17 protein-coding genes are annotated in these 15,922 nt (G+C 37.5%); 13 read left to right on the plus strand and 4 right to left on the minus strand.

The window, feature by feature from the left end:
• Positions 1-2: 2 nt before the first annotated feature.
• From M1F03_RS18350 to M1F03_RS18410, 13 genes are all read left to right on the plus strand, one after another.
• Positions 3-1,022 carry an ATP-grasp domain-containing protein gene (locus M1F03_RS18350; RefSeq protein ID WP_318578317.1) on the plus strand — a complete coding sequence of 340 codons (1,020 nt, stop codon included), beginning with the start codon at positions 3-5 and terminating at the stop codon, positions 1,020-1,022.
• Positions 931-2,058 (plus strand): glycosyltransferase, encoded by a 1,128-nt coding sequence (locus tag M1F03_RS18355; RefSeq protein ID WP_318840039.1) that lies wholly within the window; start codon positions 931-933, stop codon positions 2,056-2,058. The genes M1F03_RS18350 and M1F03_RS18355 overlap by 92 nt, the downstream gene beginning before the upstream one ends.
• Before the next feature lie 251 nt (positions 2,059-2,309).
• The gene (locus M1F03_RS18360) at positions 2,310-3,341 is read left to right on the plus strand and encodes an O-antigen polymerase (protein ID WP_171831100.1); all 1,032 of its coding nucleotides are present in this window, start codon (positions 2,310-2,312) and stop codon (positions 3,339-3,341) included.
• Positions 3,338-4,396, plus strand: a complete 1,059-nt coding sequence (locus M1F03_RS18365; RefSeq protein ID WP_171831099.1) for a glycosyltransferase — start codon at positions 3,338-3,340, stop codon at positions 4,394-4,396. The genes M1F03_RS18360 and M1F03_RS18365 overlap by 4 nt, the downstream gene beginning before the upstream one ends.
• Positions 4,397-4,449: 53 nt before the next feature.
• Positions 4,450-5,616, plus strand: a complete 1,167-nt coding sequence (locus M1F03_RS18370) for a nucleotide sugar dehydrogenase (protein WP_318840040.1) — start codon at positions 4,450-4,452, stop codon at positions 5,614-5,616.
• Entirely contained in the window at positions 5,617-6,408 is a 792-nt protein-coding gene (locus M1F03_RS18375) for a glycosyltransferase family 2 protein (RefSeq protein WP_318840041.1), read from the plus strand.
• A gap of 77 nt (positions 6,409-6,485) precedes the next feature.
• Complete coding sequence (locus M1F03_RS18380) at positions 6,486-7,631, plus strand: polysaccharide export protein (protein ID WP_318840042.1); 1,146 nt, start codon at positions 6,486-6,488, stop codon at positions 7,629-7,631.
• A gap of 5 nt (positions 7,632-7,636) precedes the next feature.
• Positions 7,637-8,065, plus strand: coding sequence for a protein tyrosine phosphatase (locus M1F03_RS18385; RefSeq protein ID WP_318840043.1), 429 nt, complete (start codon positions 7,637-7,639; stop codon positions 8,063-8,065).
• A gap of 33 nt (positions 8,066-8,098) precedes the next feature.
• Positions 8,099-10,177 carry a polysaccharide biosynthesis tyrosine autokinase gene (locus M1F03_RS18390; RefSeq protein WP_318840044.1) on the plus strand — a complete coding sequence of 693 codons (2,079 nt, stop codon included), beginning with the start codon at positions 8,099-8,101 and terminating at the stop codon, positions 10,175-10,177.
• A 17-nt stretch (positions 10,178-10,194) separates the two neighbouring features.
• Positions 10,195-11,220 carry a UDP-glucose 4-epimerase GalE gene (gene galE / locus M1F03_RS18395; RefSeq protein WP_251464801.1) on the plus strand — a complete coding sequence of 342 codons (1,026 nt, stop codon included), beginning with the start codon at positions 10,195-10,197 and terminating at the stop codon, positions 11,218-11,220.
• Between the two features lie 162 nt (positions 11,221-11,382).
• Positions 11,383-11,886, plus strand: coding sequence for a tRNA (uridine(34)/cytosine(34)/5-carboxymethylaminomethyluridine(34)-2'-O)-methyltransferase TrmL (gene trmL / locus M1F03_RS18400; protein WP_154624169.1), 504 nt, complete (start codon positions 11,383-11,385; stop codon positions 11,884-11,886).
• Between the two features lie 78 nt (positions 11,887-11,964).
• Positions 11,965-12,219 (plus strand): type II toxin-antitoxin system Phd/YefM family antitoxin, encoded by a 255-nt coding sequence (locus M1F03_RS18405; RefSeq protein WP_154624170.1) that lies wholly within the window; start codon positions 11,965-11,967, stop codon positions 12,217-12,219.
• A complete protein-coding gene (locus M1F03_RS18410; protein ID WP_318840142.1) occupies positions 12,212-12,496 on the plus strand; it encodes a Txe/YoeB family addiction module toxin in 285 nt (94 codons plus the stop codon). Before M1F03_RS18405 ends, M1F03_RS18410 begins: the two co-directional genes overlap by 8 nt.
• Before the next feature lie 81 nt (positions 12,497-12,577).
• On the opposite strand, the gene cysE is transcribed toward M1F03_RS18410, so the two are convergent.
• From cysE to M1F03_RS18430, 4 genes are all read right to left on the minus strand, one after another.
• Positions 12,578-13,399, minus strand: a complete 822-nt coding sequence (gene cysE / locus M1F03_RS18415; RefSeq protein WP_154624171.1) for a serine O-acetyltransferase — start codon at positions 13,397-13,399, stop codon at positions 12,578-12,580.
• Positions 13,400-13,424: 25 nt separating this feature from the next.
• Positions 13,425-14,453: an NAD(P)H-dependent glycerol-3-phosphate dehydrogenase gene (gpsA, locus tag M1F03_RS18420; protein WP_154624172.1), complete on the minus strand. Its 1,029-nt coding sequence runs from the start codon at positions 14,451-14,453 to the stop codon at positions 13,425-13,427.
• An 8-nt stretch (positions 14,454-14,461) separates the two neighbouring features.
• Entirely contained in the window at positions 14,462-14,929 is a 468-nt protein-coding gene (secB, locus tag M1F03_RS18425) for a protein-export chaperone SecB (protein WP_154624173.1), read from the minus strand.
• Positions 14,930-15,048: 119 nt separating this feature from the next.
• Complete coding sequence (locus M1F03_RS18430) at positions 15,049-15,486, minus strand: rhodanese-like domain-containing protein (RefSeq protein WP_154624174.1); 438 nt, start codon at positions 15,484-15,486, stop codon at positions 15,049-15,051.
• Between the last annotated feature and the right edge of the window lie 436 nt (positions 15,487-15,922).

Here is a 15,922-nt window from a genome sequence, read left to right on the forward strand (position 1 = left end):
AAATGAACATATTACTAACATCTGTGGGTAGACGCACCTATTTAATTGACTATTTTAAAGATGCGTTACAAGAGTTTAATGGCAAAGTTTTTGCCGCAAATAGCATCAAAACCTATGCAATGACGCATGCTGATTCATCCGTTATAACTCCTGAAATTTATTCAAATAATTATATTGAGTTTCTATTACAATACTGTAAAAAAAATAATATTAATATAGTTGTATCTTTATTTGATATTGACTTGCCAATTTTAGCCAAACATAAGCAATCGTTTTTAGATATTGGCATAAATGTTATAGTATCTTCACCAAGTGTCATCGATATTTGTAATGATAAATGGAAGTCATATCTTTTTTTAGCAAATCGAAATATTCCTACCCCGCAAACATTTTTATCTTTATCTTCAGCATATGAAGCTATTAAAAATCACTCATTAGAACTACCTTTAATTGTTAAACCACGCTGGGGGATGGGCTCTATTGGAATTTATAAAGCTGAGACAATAGATGAACTCAACATTTTTTATCAGAAAGTAAAAAATGAAATTCAATCAACGTATCTTAAGTATGAATCTGCCTTAGATATTGATAAATCCGTTATCATACAGCAATATATTTCTGGTCATGAATATGGCATAGAAATTATTAATGATTTAAATGGTAAATATGTCACTACATTCTGTAAGCAAAAAGTAGCTATGCGTTCCGGAGAAACAGATCAAGCTTTAACGATTAATAATCCAACTCTTCATAAGCTTGGTGAGTTATTATCAAGAGAATTAGGTCATATTTGTATTTTAGATACTGATTGTTTAGAAGAAAATGGTAAATTCTATATATTAGAAATGAATGCTCGATTTGGTGGACAATATCCATTCTCTCATTTAGCAGGAGCACACATTCCTAAACAAATAATTGAATGGATTTCAAATGGTCAAACTAAAAATGAGTATGTTACCATTAAAGAAAACGTTCTCTGCTGTAAAGATATCAAACCAACTATTATTAAAAATGAATATTAATCCTTTAAAAGCCCCCGAAAATGAAGCTTCAATCATGGAGCATTGGAAATATACAGATAAAGTATATATTAGCTGTGTTTGCATTACATTTAATCAAGAAGGTTATATTAGAGATGCAATCAATGGAATGTTAGCACAGGTTACAGATTATAGGTTTGAAGTGATAATTCATGATGATGTATCTACCGATAATACTAGAAAAATAATAAAAAGATATCAAGAAAAATATCCAAACATAATTAAGCTAATATTACAAAAAGAAAATCAATATAGTAAAGGTAAAAAAATAATTCCATTAGCAGTTGTTGAAGCAAAAGGTGAATATATTGCGTTATGTGAGGGTGATGATTATTGGATAAGAGATGATAAAATACATAAACAGTTTAATCTACTGAGTAATAATAAGAATGTAAATATCTGTTTCAGTTCTTGTAAATCAATTTCATCAGACCATGTTGTAAAAGTAGTTTCACATTACGGCGATAATGAAATATTGTTTACAACTGAACAAGTAGTAGAAGGAGGGGGGGCATTTATGCCAACTGCATCTCTTATGTTACATTCAAATACAATAAAAAATCTTCCAGAATGGTTTTATAATGTTCCTGTAGGGGACTATTTTATGCAAATTATCGCATCAGTTTCTAATGGTTCTTTATATTTACCTGAAATAACGTGTGTATACAGAACGAACGCAATTGGCTCATGGAGCAGCTCTAGAAAAAATTTAACAAAATATGAAATAAATTCAGAAGCTATACTCTATGAGAAGTCATTATCTAAATTAAGTGAATACGGAATATCAAAAAACACAATTAATAATGTAATAGCTAAACAGTATATAATGTTAACTAAATTAGCAATAAAAAATAATTTTTTCATTGACTCAAAAAGATTAATTATAAAATCATGGTTTTTTTCACCACGCATGAGTAAAAACCAGATGTTTTTATATTATACAAGAATGATACATCCTTTAATTAAAATGATGTATCTATTTAAAACCAATATTTTTAAATATATTCCCAAAATATGATGATAAAAAATTCATTTTATTCAATCCTGTTATTTTTCTTTATATTTTCTTTTCCTATTTTATCATTTTTAAACTCGAGTCATATAGCAGCTATTTTTTGCCTCATTCTACTTATATTTAAAAGACATTATTTCTCGTATTTAAAGAAAATTCTCTATACAAAAATAGTGTTAGTGATGTTTTTTTGCTATGTTTTAATGATACTTTATAGTTCATTAAATACTGCAATCCTTGGGAAAAACGATTTTTCAATGCTAAAAACAATATTTAATAATGTTTTTTCATTTATATTTAGCATTTTCATGGTAGCCCTCTATATTTCTATGTTTAATATCAAATCAAATATAGAAAAACATCTCTCTATAGCTTTAATAATGCAGTCAATAATTATAATTTCAATGTTAATATCACCTGAATTAACAGAACTAATACAGTTTTATATTCGAACTGAAGAAGAGTTAAGTCGAATGTCTGTTTATGATGGTGTAAGGGGATTAGGTTTATCAGGATCTATAGCCTTTGGTCTATCAATTACTATGGGTTTACTATCATATATAATGCTATTTTGGTTTTCCAATTATTGTAAATATTCTAAGTTAACTAAGTTTATATTGTTTTTCATTGTTTTTATAGCTTCATTATCAGCAGGTAGAACTGCTATATTAGCATTCATTTTTGGTTTTTTTCTTATATTATTGCAATCACTAAACTTTAAGTTATTTAAAAATATTAATAAATATATTTTTATATCATTTTCTTTTTTTAGTGTCCTCATCTATATATTAAGTACTAGTGACCATTTCTCAACTACGTTCGATCGATATATAAGTTATGCATTTCAACCAGTAATTAATTTTTTAGATACTGGTAGCTTTTCTGTCTCATCCACTGAGAAATTAAAAGAAATGTACTTCATTCCCAATAAAATATCTACCGTATTATTTGGTGATGGTTTATATACCACCGAAAATGGTTATTATTACATGAATACAGATAGTGGCTATCTGCGTTTTATATTATACTTTGGAATGTTCGGAAGTTTAATTCCTTATTTAGCATTTATTATCTTTATCATTTATACCCAGCGTTTAACAAGAAAACTAAATTCAAATTTAAAATTGTTTTTCTTGTTCATTATGATAATGACTTTTATCTTACAATTTAAAGGTGAAGTAGTATTTTATAATATATACTACATGAAAATAATCTTTATTTTAAGCTTTTACTATATTTTTATCGCTCAACAAATTAATAAAATTAGTTTTTCAATGGGATCGGAATGAAAAATAGAAACAATGTATTAGTTATAGGCCCTTGGGTTAGTGGGCACATTCAGCAATGGATAGGTAACGACTCTAGTTATAATTATACTGTAGTTACATGTCATAAGGATAAAAATAAAAAGCCTACTATGGTACATAATTTATTTTTCATTAATAGACTTATTAGTTTCAGTATCTTACCCTTTGCACTAATATATTATTATTTTCTAGTCAAACCTAAAATTATACATGTACATTACCTTTCGTCTTATGGACTTATTTCGTCATTTCTTCCCGGGAAAAAAATTATTTCTATTTGGGGAAGTGATTTCAATAAAATTGCTAATGCAAATATTATGTCTAGGTTTATTTACCGTTTTGTACTTTATAGATATAACGTTATTAACTCCCCAGGAGAACATATAACAAAACAGCTATTGGGATTTGGTATAAAAAAAGATAAAATCATCACTCTTCAATATGGACTTGATTTTAACAAACTAGAAAATTATTCAACATCACCCAGAAAAAATAAAAAATATGTAATAGCATCTATAAGAAATTGGGACGATGTATATCAAATAAAAAGACTAATAACTAATTGGAGTGAAATTTCACCACAGCATACAGAGCTATGGCTCTTTGGAAAAAGTAATAACAAAAAAACAGAGAAAGAAATAATAAATTTAGCCGCACATAATAGCTCAATAAAAGTATTAGGCTTTCTTCCTCATGATGAACTTTATCAAAAATTATCATGTGCGAATGCATTTATTTCTATCCCTAAAATGGATGGAACACCATTATCTGTACTTGAGTGCTGTTATCTGAAATTAATACCAATAGTATCTAACTTGCCATTTTACGATGCTAGCATCAAAGTACCGCAGAATTGTCTATTACCAGTAGATTTTACATCTGATGAACTGAAGGATGCTATACATACTGCTATAGAAAATGATACCAATGAAACTATAAAAATTTATAACAAGTCTTATGTTGAAAGTCATTTTCATATATTTCATAACAGAAAAATTATGTTAGATACATATAAAAAGTTATTAGCGGAAGTATGAATTTATATGTTTATTTTATATATATTTATTTTTTATAACGTAAGGTAATAATATTGAAAATCTCAATTGCAGGTACAGGCTATGTTGGTCTGTCTAACGCCATGTTACTGTCACAAAACCACGAAGTGGTGGCCGTCGACATCGTGCCTGAAAAAGTGGTGATGCTGAACAACAAGCAATCGCCGATTATCGATACCGAAATTGAACAGTTTTTGCGTGAAAAAACACTTAATTTCCGTGCGACGCAAGATATTGTTGAAGCCTATACTGGCGCACAGTATGTGATTGTGGCGACCCCCACTGACTATGACCCTAAAACCAACTACTTTAATACCAAGTCAGTGGAATCGGTCATTCACGACGTGCAGAAAATCAATCCTGCCGCCACTATCATTGTGAAATCCACCATTCCGGTTGGCTTTACTGAGCGCTTACGTGAAGAGTTTGGCTACACCAATGTGATTTTCTCGCCTGAGTTTTTACGCGAAGGCCGTGCACTTTGGGATAACCTGCACCCTTCCCGTATTGTGGTAGGGGAGCGCTCTGAGCGGGCAGCGATTTTTGCTAACTTGCTGCTGGAAGGGGCCATCAAGAAAGACGTTCCTGTACTGTTTACTGACAGCACAGAAGCCGAAGCGATTAAACTGTTTGCAAACACCTATTTGGCTATGCGTGTCGCCTATTTCAATGAATTAGATACTTATGCAGAAAGTCGCGGTTTGAACGCACGACAAATTATTGAAGGGGTGTCATTAGACCCGCGTATCGGTAGCCACTACAACAACCCCTCTTTCGGTTACGGCGGGTATTGTCTCCCTAAAGACACCAAACAGTTGTTAGCAAACTACGATGATGTGCCGAATAACCTGATTAACGCCATTGTGGAGTCTAACCGCACACGTAAAGACTTTATTTCCGATGCGATTATTGCCAAAGCGCCACGTAAAGTGGGGGTATACCGTTTGGTGATGAAGGCAGGCTCTGATAATTTCCGTGCCTCTGCGGTGCAGGGCGTGATGAAACGTATTAAGGCCAAAGGTATCGAAGTGATTGTGTATGAGCCGGTGCTGAAAGAAGATAAGTTCTTCCGCTCGAAAGTCTACCGTGACCTTGAGGCCTTTAAAGCGGACAGCGATATTATTTTAGCTAACCGGATGGTGCCTGAAATCGAAGATGTGGCGGATAAAGTGTATACCCGCGACCTATTTGGTAACGATTAAATGAATTTGTTTTTTGACAAGCCTTTAGTTTCTGTAATCATGCCCTGTTATAATGCAGAAAAAAACATTCAGGAGTCAATACAGTCTGTTTTAGAGCAGGAGTATGATAATCTTGAATTGATAATTATCGACGATAATTCAACAGATAATACTAGAAGTATTCTTAAAAAGATCGATGACCCTAGGGTTCATATCATTCTTTCTGATGAAAATCATGGTGCTGGGTATTCTCGAAATAAAGGTATCGAAAGTGCTAAAGGACGTTTTATTGCCTTTTTAGATAGTGATGATATTTGGTTGAAAAATAAGTTAAAAGAACAAGTTTCTTTTATGTTAGATAATGATTACAATTTCACCTTTAGTTATTACCAACATATAAGTAACAATGGATTAGGAAAAATTGTCACGGCACCAACATTTACTACCTATCACAAATCACTATACGGTAATGTTATCGGTTGTTTGACAGTAATCTATGATGCTGATTACTTTGGTAAGCAGTACATGCCGCTAATTAGAAAAAGGCAAGACTTTGGACTATGGTTAACATTACTTTCCATCGAAAAGAAAGCTTATTGTTACCCTAAAGTGTTAGCTTATTATCGGACAGACTCCGGTATGACCCAAAATAAGCTTAATGCTGCTAAATACCAATGGCAATTTTATCGAGAAATTTTAAAGTTTAATCCTTTTCAGACTTTCTGGTATTTTTCTTTTTATACCATCAATGGTTTCTTCAAGCATTCGAACGTCCTGAAAAAAAAAACAATGCATCCTAATAATAGGAAATAAATGATTTTCAGTAAATTAACAGTTATATTCTACTAACTTTACTTACGATAAACTCCTACTAAAGGAATAGCTAGTTTATGAAACGCCTTTCTGTTATTGCACTAATGCTCACCGCATTAACTGGCTGTACTGTTACCCCTGGTGTCTATATGTCTACCTCGGGAAAAAACGTCGTCGACACTGGCGATCGTGATATTTCTAAATTTGTCGATATCTACCCGATCTCGCCAAAACTGTTAGATGAGATGTATACCCCGCAAGTTATTGCAAAACCAAACCCAACCCTCGAAAAGCAACTGGCAACCTATGAGTACCGTGTTGGTGTGGGTGATGTATTAACCATTACGGTATGGGATCACCCTGAGTTAACTATTCCTGCCGGCTCTTACCGTAGCGCTGCGGATTCAGGCAACTGGGTACACTCAGACGGCACTATCTACTATCCGTATATTGGTAAAGTGAAAGTCATTGGTAAAACCGTCACTGAAATCCGTAATCTAGTGAGCAACCGTCTTTCTACCTATATTGAATCTCCTCAGGTAGATGTCAGTATTGCCGCTTTCCGCTCACAAAAAATGTATGTATCTGGCGAAGTTTCTAAACCAGGCACATTACCGATTACTAACGTACCATTAACGGTTTTAGAAGCTTTTAACAATGCAGGTGGTCTAACTGAAAAGGCAGATTGGGATAATGTCGTACTGACTCGTAATGGCAAAGAAATTAAAATTTCCTTGCAAGCATTAGTCCAGTATGGCGACCTAACCCAAAACCATCTGATGCTGCCGGGTGATGTGTTATACGTACCACGTAACGATGGGCAAAAAGTGTTTGTGATGGGGGAAGTCGGCCAACCAAATACCCTAACTATTGACCGTGCCGGTATGAGTATCACCGAAGCTCTCAGTAAAGCAGGCGGTACAGATCAAAATACCGCCAATGCAACGGGTGTATTTGTCATTCGTCCGATTAAAAACCAAACCTCTGGTGATAAAGAATTAGACGCCCTACTGCCGAAGAAAATGGCGGCTATTTATCAGTTAGATCTCTCTGATGCCACCTCCATGGTGATGGGAACGGAATTTAAGTTACAACCTTATGATCTGGTTTATGTCACTGCTGCCCCAGTGGTACGTTGGAACCGTCTCATCACTCAATTGTTACCAACCATTGCATCATATAATCAGTTAACCGAAGGGACTAAACGTATTCACGACTGGTAATCCGTATGTTTAACAATATTCTTGTTGTTTGTATGGGAAATATATGCCGCTCCCCCACAGGGGAGCGTTTATTACAAGTTCATTTTCCCAATAAAAAGATCCATTCCGCAGGCATTATCGCCAAAGAGGATCGCCCCGCTTATGATAGTGCTGTCCGTATCGCAGAGAACCACAATCTCTCTTTAGATAATCACCAATCACGTCGTTTAACCAGTGAGTTATGTAAAGAAGCAGACTTAATCCTAGTGATGGAAAACGATCATATTGATAGAATCCATCAACAGTTCCCCGAAACACGTGGCAAAGTCATGTTGTTCGGCCAATGGCTAAATAAAACCGAGATCCCAGATCCGCATAAACGCAGTGATGAAATGTTTGAGCATGTTTATCAACTGATGGAAAAAGCCGTTATACAGTGGCAAGGGAAAATTTAATTTTACTATTTGAAGGCTTAACGTTAATTGATTATGAACACGACAAAAACCAGTTCCGCTGCCTCGGACGAAATCGATCTGCTAGCGCTGTTTAAGGTACTCAAATCCAGTTATCTTAAAATCGGCTTTTTTACCCTCTTTTTTATTGTCATTGGCGCCGCTTATAGCTTTTTAGCCACCCCCATTTATCAAGCCAATGCGACACTACAGTATGATAAAGCGAACCAAGTTTCTCTCGTGGATCAAATGAGTGAAATGATGCCGCTATCCAGTAGCAATAGCCAAGTAGATTCCGAGATCGAAGTAATTAAGTCTCGAATGGTGCTCGGTAAAACGGTTGCAGACCTTAATTTAGATACCCAAATTGCACCGGCTGGTTTTTTTGATAAGCTGTGGGGAGATAAATCTTCTGTTACTATCTCCCTCTATTTTGTACCAGAATCTCTTATTGGTGAGCCTGCAACCCTCACTTATTTAGGCGAAAACCGTTATGCCCTTCATATTGATAATCAAACCGTTGAAGGCAAAGTGGGGGAACTCCTAAAACAAGATGAAATCAGCTTGCTCGTATCCTCAATCAATGCGGAAGTCGGACAAGAATTTACCTTATCTAAAAATGCCCGTTATTCGACCATTGAAAACCTACGTAATACCTTAACGATTGCAGAAGTCGGTAAAGGTACGGGTATTATTAATCTTGCTATTAAAGGTGCTGACAAAGCAGAAAATGTGCAGATTTTAAATAGTATTATCCAAAACTATGTAGACCAAAATACCGAGCGTAAAAAAGAGGTTACCAATAATACTTTATTATTCTTAGATGAATACTTACCGAAAGTAAAAACTAAATTGGACAACTATGAAAACCAATTAAATGCTTTCCGTAAAAAGAATGAATCTATCGACCTATCCTTAGAGGCAAAATCAGCCCTTGATAGCGCCTTGCAAGTTGAAGAGAAACTCAATGAGTTAACCTTTAAAGAGGTTGAAATTCAGCAGCTCTATACTCGTAACCACCCTGCTTATCAGTCATTACTCGATAAACGTCAGCAACTGTTACGTGAAAAAGAGAAAATCAGTAAAAATATTCAAAAACTCCCTAACACCCAACAGCAGATTGTACGTTTAACCCGTGATGTCGAGTCTGAACAAGCTATCTACAATCAATTGGTGGCCAAACAACAAGAACTCAGTGTACTCAATTCAGGTATTACGGCTGATGTGCGTATTATTGACTCCGCGGAATCTCAACCTAATGCTGTCGCACCCAAAAAAGCACTCATAATAGTTCTAGCGACTATCCTTGGCTTTATTGTTGGTTGTGCGTATGTAATTGCCCGTGAGTTCTTTAATAATAAAATTAAAGGTACTGAGGATATCGATGCGCTAGGCGTTAACGTCTATGCCACCATCCCATTCTCTACCCATGAGAAAAAACTGATTGCCGAGGGCAATAAACATCCTTTGGCGTTAGAAAACCCTGCCGATACGGCTGTAGAAGCCATTCGTTCTTTACGAACTAGCGTTTACTTCTCGGTGATGAACCAAGGGAATAACCTTGTGATGATTACCAGTGCTTCACCAGGAGTCGGTAAGAGCTTTGTCACCTCCAATATGGCGGTTGTATTGGCTAATGCCGGCAAAAAAGTCCTGTTAATTGATACCGACTTACGTAAAGGCCGTATCCATAAAGCATTTGGCTTAAGTAATAAAATGGGCTTATCTGATTACTTAGCTCAGCAAGATGCCAATCAGCCAAATATTCATCGTCATGTCATTGAAAACTTGGATGTGATTTGCCGAGGTAAAAATGTCACGCACTCCTCTGAGCTTTTAATGGGGGAACGCTTTAAGCATTTACTCGACACGATGAAAGGTCAATACGATATTGTGGTTATCGATACTGCCCCAATCTTAGCGATCACTGACGCTGCAATTATCGGTAAATATGTCGGCACCTCACTGCTTATTGCCTACTATGGTGTCAATACCGTAAAAGATGTTGAGCTATCGCTAAAACGCTTTAAACAAAACGATATCGAAATCACTGGCGTGATCCTCAATGGTATCGATGCGAAATCAGACGACTATAACTATGTTTATGAGTATTAGTCGTACAGGAATATAAAATGAAGCAAATAAAAGTGTTAGTCACAGGCGGCCTTGGCTACATTGGTAGCCATACCTGTGTACAGATGATTGAACAAGGCATGCAACCCGTTATTTTGGATAATCTCTGCAATGCTAACCCTGAGGTTTTAAAGCGTATTGAAACTATCACAGGTACAAAACCCGTATTTTATGTCGGTGATGTTCGTGATGCCGCGATTCTGGATACGATTTTTGCTGAGCACCAGATCGCATCGGTGATCCACTTTGCTGGGCTAAAAGCCGTTGGTGAGTCAGTTCAAAAGCCAATTGAGTATTATGATAACAACGTCAATGGCACCTTAGTGTTAGTCTCTTGTATGCAAAAAGCCGGTGTGAAGAGTCTTATTTTTAGCTCATCAGCCACTGTGTATGGTGATCCAGAAGAAGTTCCATTAACCGAAGAATCTAAAGTCGGGGGGACCACCAACCCATATGGTACAAGTAAATATATGGTTGAGCGTATTCTGACTGATTTACATGTTGCTCATAACGAATGGTCACTCACTTTATTACGTTATTTCAACCCTGTTGGAGCACACCAATCTGGTTTAATTGGTGAAGATCCCCAAGGTATTCCAAATAACCTAACACCTTATATTGCTCAAGTTGCAGTTGGTCGCCATAAAGAAGTCATGGTTTTTGGCGCAGATTACCCGACTCCAGATGGTACCGGAGTACGTGATTATATCCATGTTATGGATTTAGCTAGCGGTCATATTGCAGCATTAAACAATGTCAGCCATCAAGCAGGTCTACATACCTATAACCTAGGTACGGGTAAAGGAACTAGTGTATTAGAGATGATTTCTGCCTTTGAAAAAGCATCGGGTCAACCCATTCCGTATAAAATTGTTGAGCGCCGCCCTGGCGATATCGCTGAATGTTGGTCTAGCCCTAAAAAAGCATTTAACGATTTGGGATGGAAAGCACAATATTCCGTACAAGATATGGTTAATGATAGCTGGCGTTGGCAATCTCAAAACCCTAATGGCTATAAGCAATAGTCGTTAGCTAGCGTCGATTCACATAAAGCGGGTTCCATATCGAACCCGCTTTTTTATTGCGCTCATTTTAGTATTCACAATGACATGCAACTTGCATCATTTGCGCGTAAAATCCTTTACCACTGTTTCATTTAAATTTACTGTTTAACACAGTCATTCGTTATGCCACATATTGTTTTATTCGAACCTGAAATTCCGCCAAATACGGGCAATATCATTCGCCTTTGTGCTAACACAGGCTTTAGCTTACACCTGATCCATCCGTTAGGTTTTACTTGGGATGACAAGCGGCTACGCCGTGCGGGTTTAGACTATAGTGAATTTGCTGACATCAAACACCATCATGATTATTTTGCTTTCTTAGCAAGCGAAGGATTAAATCCAGATAATAATCAATCTGCTCGTGGTGCCCGTGTCTTTGCGTTAACCACTAAAGGTAAACCAAGCCACAGTAATGTGAGTTATCAACAAGATGATTATTTAATGTTTGGTCCTGAGACGCGGGGACTACCGCCTTACGTCCTCGATAATATGCCAATGGAACAAAAAATTCGTATCCCGATGTTGGCAGATAGCCGTAGTATGAATCTATCAAACTCAGTCGCCGTGGTAGTGTTCGAGGCATGGCGACAATTGGGTTACGCAGGAGCATTATTACGCGACTAATTTAGCAGCATGCATACTGAACTTTCCTTATAACGCCATTATACTTGTACAGAATAAAGTACAAGTATAGCGGGGTAAATGAAAACAATTTCATTTAGTGAGGCTAGAAATAATCTAAAATCGGTATTAGATAGAGTTGTTGATGATGCAGATACAACTATCATCACTCCTCGTGACTCAGAGGATGCTGGAGTTATGTCTTTAGAGTATTACAATAGCCTAATGGAAACGGTTTATTTATTACGCTCACCAGCAAATGCCGAACATTTAAATAAATCAATTGCTCAATTTAAAGCCGGAAAAGTAAAGAAAAGAGAGCTTATAAATAAGTAGATTTTTAATATGGACTGACCAAGGATGGGAAGACTATCTATACCGGCAAACCCAAGACAAAAAAACGCTCAAACGCATTAATAAGCTCATTGACGAGACTAAAAGAACACCTTTTTATGGGATAGGGAAACCAGAACCACTAAAAGAAAACTTAGCTGGCTTCTGGTCTAGACGAATAGATGAAACAAATAGGCTCATTTATTCAATAGATGATGAGGGTTTAACTATTATTGCTTGTCGTTATTATGAAAAGGTTCAACAAATTGTGATACAGTAACATGAAATAACTCATCTGTATGGCTAGTGTATTCATCCATATCTTTTAGCCGTTTCAGCTCAGATACAATAATGACTCTTCTCAAATCCCATCACCGTCTTCAAAACCATAAATCGAGCCATTAAAGTTTTGGTCCATCTCTAACGATGGCTTATCACTATTTGGTTTACCGACAACACGAGCAGGTACACCCGCTACCGTAGTATGAGGGGGAACGGGGTGAAGGACAACTGAACCCGCGCCTATTTTTGCACCACGCCCAATCTCAATATTACCAAGGATCTTCGCACCCGCACCGATCATCACGCCTTCACGAACTTTAGGGTGACGGTCACCGCAAGTCTTACCCGTACCGCCTAGAGTCACGGATTGCAGAATAGAAACATCGTTCTCAACAACCGCCGTTTCACCAATCACAATTCCTGTTGCATGGTCTAACATGATGCCACAACCAATGCGAGCGGCTGGGTGAATATCAACAGCAAAGGTGACTGAAATCTGATTTTGCAAATAAATGGCAAGTGCTTGACGACCTTCTTTCCATAGCCAATGCCCGATACGATAGGCTTGTAACGCATGGAAACCTTTCAGGTATAACAGAGGAGTAGAATATTTATCAACCGCCGGGTCACGCAGACGCACGGCGGATAAATCCATCGCAGCAGAAAAAATCATTTGTTCGTCATTACGATAGGCTTGTTCAACAATTTCTCTCACTTCCATGGCTGGCATGATAGGTGAACTGAGTTTGTTGGCTAGCATATAACTGAGTGCACTACCTAAGTTATCGTGCTTAAGCAAGGTTGCATTAAAGAAACTGGCTAACAGAGGCTCACAATCGGCAAGTGACTTTGCTTCATCTTTAATGAATCCCCAGATTCTATCCAATTCTTCTCGCGACATAATGACTCACTTAAAATTTGATTTTTTAGTCCTTCGATGTTGGCATGTCAGCAATTTCATCTTTAGTCGCTCGCCCTAATAGCGCTTGTGCTGCTTCTAGGACATTTTTTTGGCGATAAAGGATTTGATAAATTTGCTCCGTGATTGGCATCTCAACCCCTGCACGCTCAGCAAGTGCCTTCACTTCTTTGGTATTGCGATAACCTTCCACCACTTGGCCAATTTCTTTTTCAGCTTCACTCACACTAATACCATCGCCAAGCATCATGCCAAAGCGACGGTTACGTGATTGATTATCGGTACAGGTTAACACTAAATCACCCAGTCCCGCCATGCCCATAAAGGTGGAGGGGTCAGCACCTAATGCAGCACCTAATCGACTCATTTCCGCTAGACCACGCGTGATCAAGGCTGTCCGTGCGTTAGCGCCAAAGCCCATACCATCCGAGATGCCCGCACCAATTGCAATCACATTTTTTACTGCCCCACCCAGCTGTACACCAACCATATCAGGGTTTTTGTACACACGGAAACTTTTGCCACAATGGAAAAGCTGTTGCAGTTCATCACCAAATTGGCTGTCAGTTGCGGCAACTGAAATTGCCGTTGGCATACCCGCAGCTAATTCTTTGGCAAACGTGGGGCCTGATAACACAGCAAGTGGAATTTCATTGCCTAATACTTCACGCGCCACATCTTGTAATAAACGCCCTGTATCTCTTTCTAAGCCTTTCGTTGCCCAGATAATACGTGAGTCAGCTCGGAGATAAGGTTGAATTTGTTTGAGCACATCACCAAAAACATGGCTTGGTACTACAATCAAGATATTTGGACTCGCTTCCACGGCACGTTTAAGGTCCGTTTCGAGAGATAAACTATCAGGGAAAGAAACGCCAGGCAAAAATGCCTGATTACTACGTTCTTGTTGTAATTTACGCACATGCTGAGGGTCATGTCCCCACAGCATAACCTGATGGCCATTACGTGCTAACGTAATCGCTAAAGCGGTGCCGTAAGAACCGGCACCGATGACTGTCATTGAAGCAGTTTTCATTAAGCGTCCTATTGAACTTCGCTATTCTGCGCTGGCTCGCCTTGCTGCTGTTGCAAATAATTCATGAACAGAGCATCAAAGTTAACTGGCGCTAGGTTCAGTTGAGGGAATGTACCGCGGCTCACCATGCTAGTGATTGCTTCACGTGCATATGGGAACAGAATATTTGGGCAGTATGCACCTAAACAATGTGCCATTTGAGTCCCATCAATACCTTCGATAGAGAATACGCCAGCTTGTTGAACTTCACACAGGAATGCGGTTTCTTCGCCCAGTTTTGCTGTTGTGGTAACACGCAAAACAACTTCATAAACACCTTCAGTCAATTGGGTAGATGAAGTATCCAAATCCAATTTAATTTCTGGCTGCCACTCGTGTTGGAAAATATGTGGTGCATTAGGTGCTTCGAATGAAACATCCTTTGTATAGATACGTTGGATCTGGAATACCATTTCAGAGTTGTTTTGTTCTGACATAATTTTAATACCTTTTAACTTCCATATGAATTTGACTGTATAGACCGGCAGACGTTCAAATAATGTGTTACCACACAAATGTTATCGTTAGGTTTATTACAATTTACATGTCGGATAAATTACTTCTTACCACGAGCTAACGGCAGATTCTCACCTGACCAGCCAGCAATCCCTTCTTTCAGGACAAAGACTTTTTCAAAACCGTGTTGCACTAAATGCTCAGCCGGTTTACCCGATTCCATGCCACTCGCCGAAACCACAATTATTGGTTTTTGCTTGTGTTTTTCTAGCTCACCTAAATTATTCTCTTTAATTTCAGATGGCGTTAAATTGATAGAATCAATAATATGCCCTTTGCGGAAGTCGTCACGTGTACGCAAATCCACAATGACGGCTTCTTCTTTATTAATCAGAGCAATCGCCTGTGCGCGCGTGATCACTTTTGATTTAGAGAACAGACCTTTAAAGGTCATTACGACCACCGCGACAAATAGCGCGATCCAAACCAGACTCAACAACATGTTCCGGCTGACGAATTGCATGATTTCTTGCATCATGGGGGGCAATCACTCCCGTTAGTTAAAAACGAATATCAAAGGGTTCAGAGTATACCTTTGTGTTGAGCTAATTACAGCCAGTTAGCGCAAACTAGATGGATTTTTTTGCGAAACAGTACGCAGAAATAATCTCTTTTCCCAACAAAATATCATTTGTCTATCAAGATAGACACTTTTGCTATTTTACCATAAGCCCTAGTCGTCACCAAAAATAGCCTATGTACAATCCGTATTCGCAAGATTAAAAAGCACCCTAAGCACTAACAGATCCTGATAATATTTGATTTAATGCTACAAAATGATGTAAGACACGATACAATCAATGGAATGACAAATGATTATGATTGCATCACTACCAAATCGTTTATCTTTCATAAGATAATTGAAACCGCTTGGTTGAATGTTATTTGTTACGATATTCAGAATAGGGTGCTGG

It is taken from the genome of Providencia sp. PROV080 (assembly GCF_033688105.1).
Classification (GTDB): domain Bacteria; phylum Pseudomonadota; class Gammaproteobacteria; order Enterobacterales; family Enterobacteriaceae; genus Providencia; species Providencia zhejiangensis.

Excerpts from the sequence above, each read along its gene's own strand:
- M1F03_RS18350 (WP_318578317.1), top strand. The coding sequence starts at position 3 with ATGAACATATTACTAACATCTGTGGGTAGACGCACCTATTTAATTGAC.
- M1F03_RS18355 (WP_318840039.1), top strand. The coding sequence starts at position 931 with ATGGTCAAACTAAAAATGAGTATGTTACCATTAAAGAAAACGTTCTCT.
- M1F03_RS18360 (WP_171831100.1), top strand. The coding sequence starts at position 2,310 with ATGCTAAAAACAATATTTAATAATGTTTTTTCATTTATATTTAGCATT.
- M1F03_RS18365 (WP_171831099.1), top strand. The coding sequence starts at position 3,338 with ATGAAAAATAGAAACAATGTATTAGTTATAGGCCCTTGGGTTAGTGGG.
- M1F03_RS18375 (WP_318840041.1), top strand. The coding sequence starts at position 5,617 with ATGAATTTGTTTTTTGACAAGCCTTTAGTTTCTGTAATCATGCCCTGT.
- M1F03_RS18380 (WP_318840042.1), top strand. The coding sequence starts at position 6,486 with ATGAAACGCCTTTCTGTTATTGCACTAATGCTCACCGCATTAACTGGC.
- M1F03_RS18385 (WP_318840043.1), top strand. The coding sequence starts at position 7,637 with ATGTTTAACAATATTCTTGTTGTTTGTATGGGAAATATATGCCGCTCC.
- M1F03_RS18390 (WP_318840044.1), top strand. The coding sequence starts at position 8,099 with ATGAACACGACAAAAACCAGTTCCGCTGCCTCGGACGAAATCGATCTG.
- galE (WP_251464801.1), top strand. The coding sequence starts at position 10,195 with ATGAAGCAAATAAAAGTGTTAGTCACAGGCGGCCTTGGCTACATTGGT.
- trmL (WP_154624169.1), top strand. The coding sequence starts at position 11,383 with ATGCCACATATTGTTTTATTCGAACCTGAAATTCCGCCAAATACGGGC.
- M1F03_RS18405 (WP_154624170.1), top strand. The coding sequence starts at position 11,965 with ATGAAAACAATTTCATTTAGTGAGGCTAGAAATAATCTAAAATCGGTA.
- cysE (WP_154624171.1), bottom strand. The coding sequence starts at position 13,399 with ATGTCGCGAGAAGAATTGGATAGAATCTGGGGATTCATTAAAGATGAA.
- gpsA (WP_154624172.1), bottom strand. The coding sequence starts at position 14,453 with ATGAAAACTGCTTCAATGACAGTCATCGGTGCCGGTTCTTACGGCACC.
- secB (WP_154624173.1), bottom strand. The coding sequence starts at position 14,929 with ATGTCAGAACAAAACAACTCTGAAATGGTATTCCAGATCCAACGTATC.
- M1F03_RS18430 (WP_154624174.1), bottom strand. The coding sequence starts at position 15,486 with ATGATGCAAGAAATCATGCAATTCGTCAGCCGGAACATGTTGTTGAGT.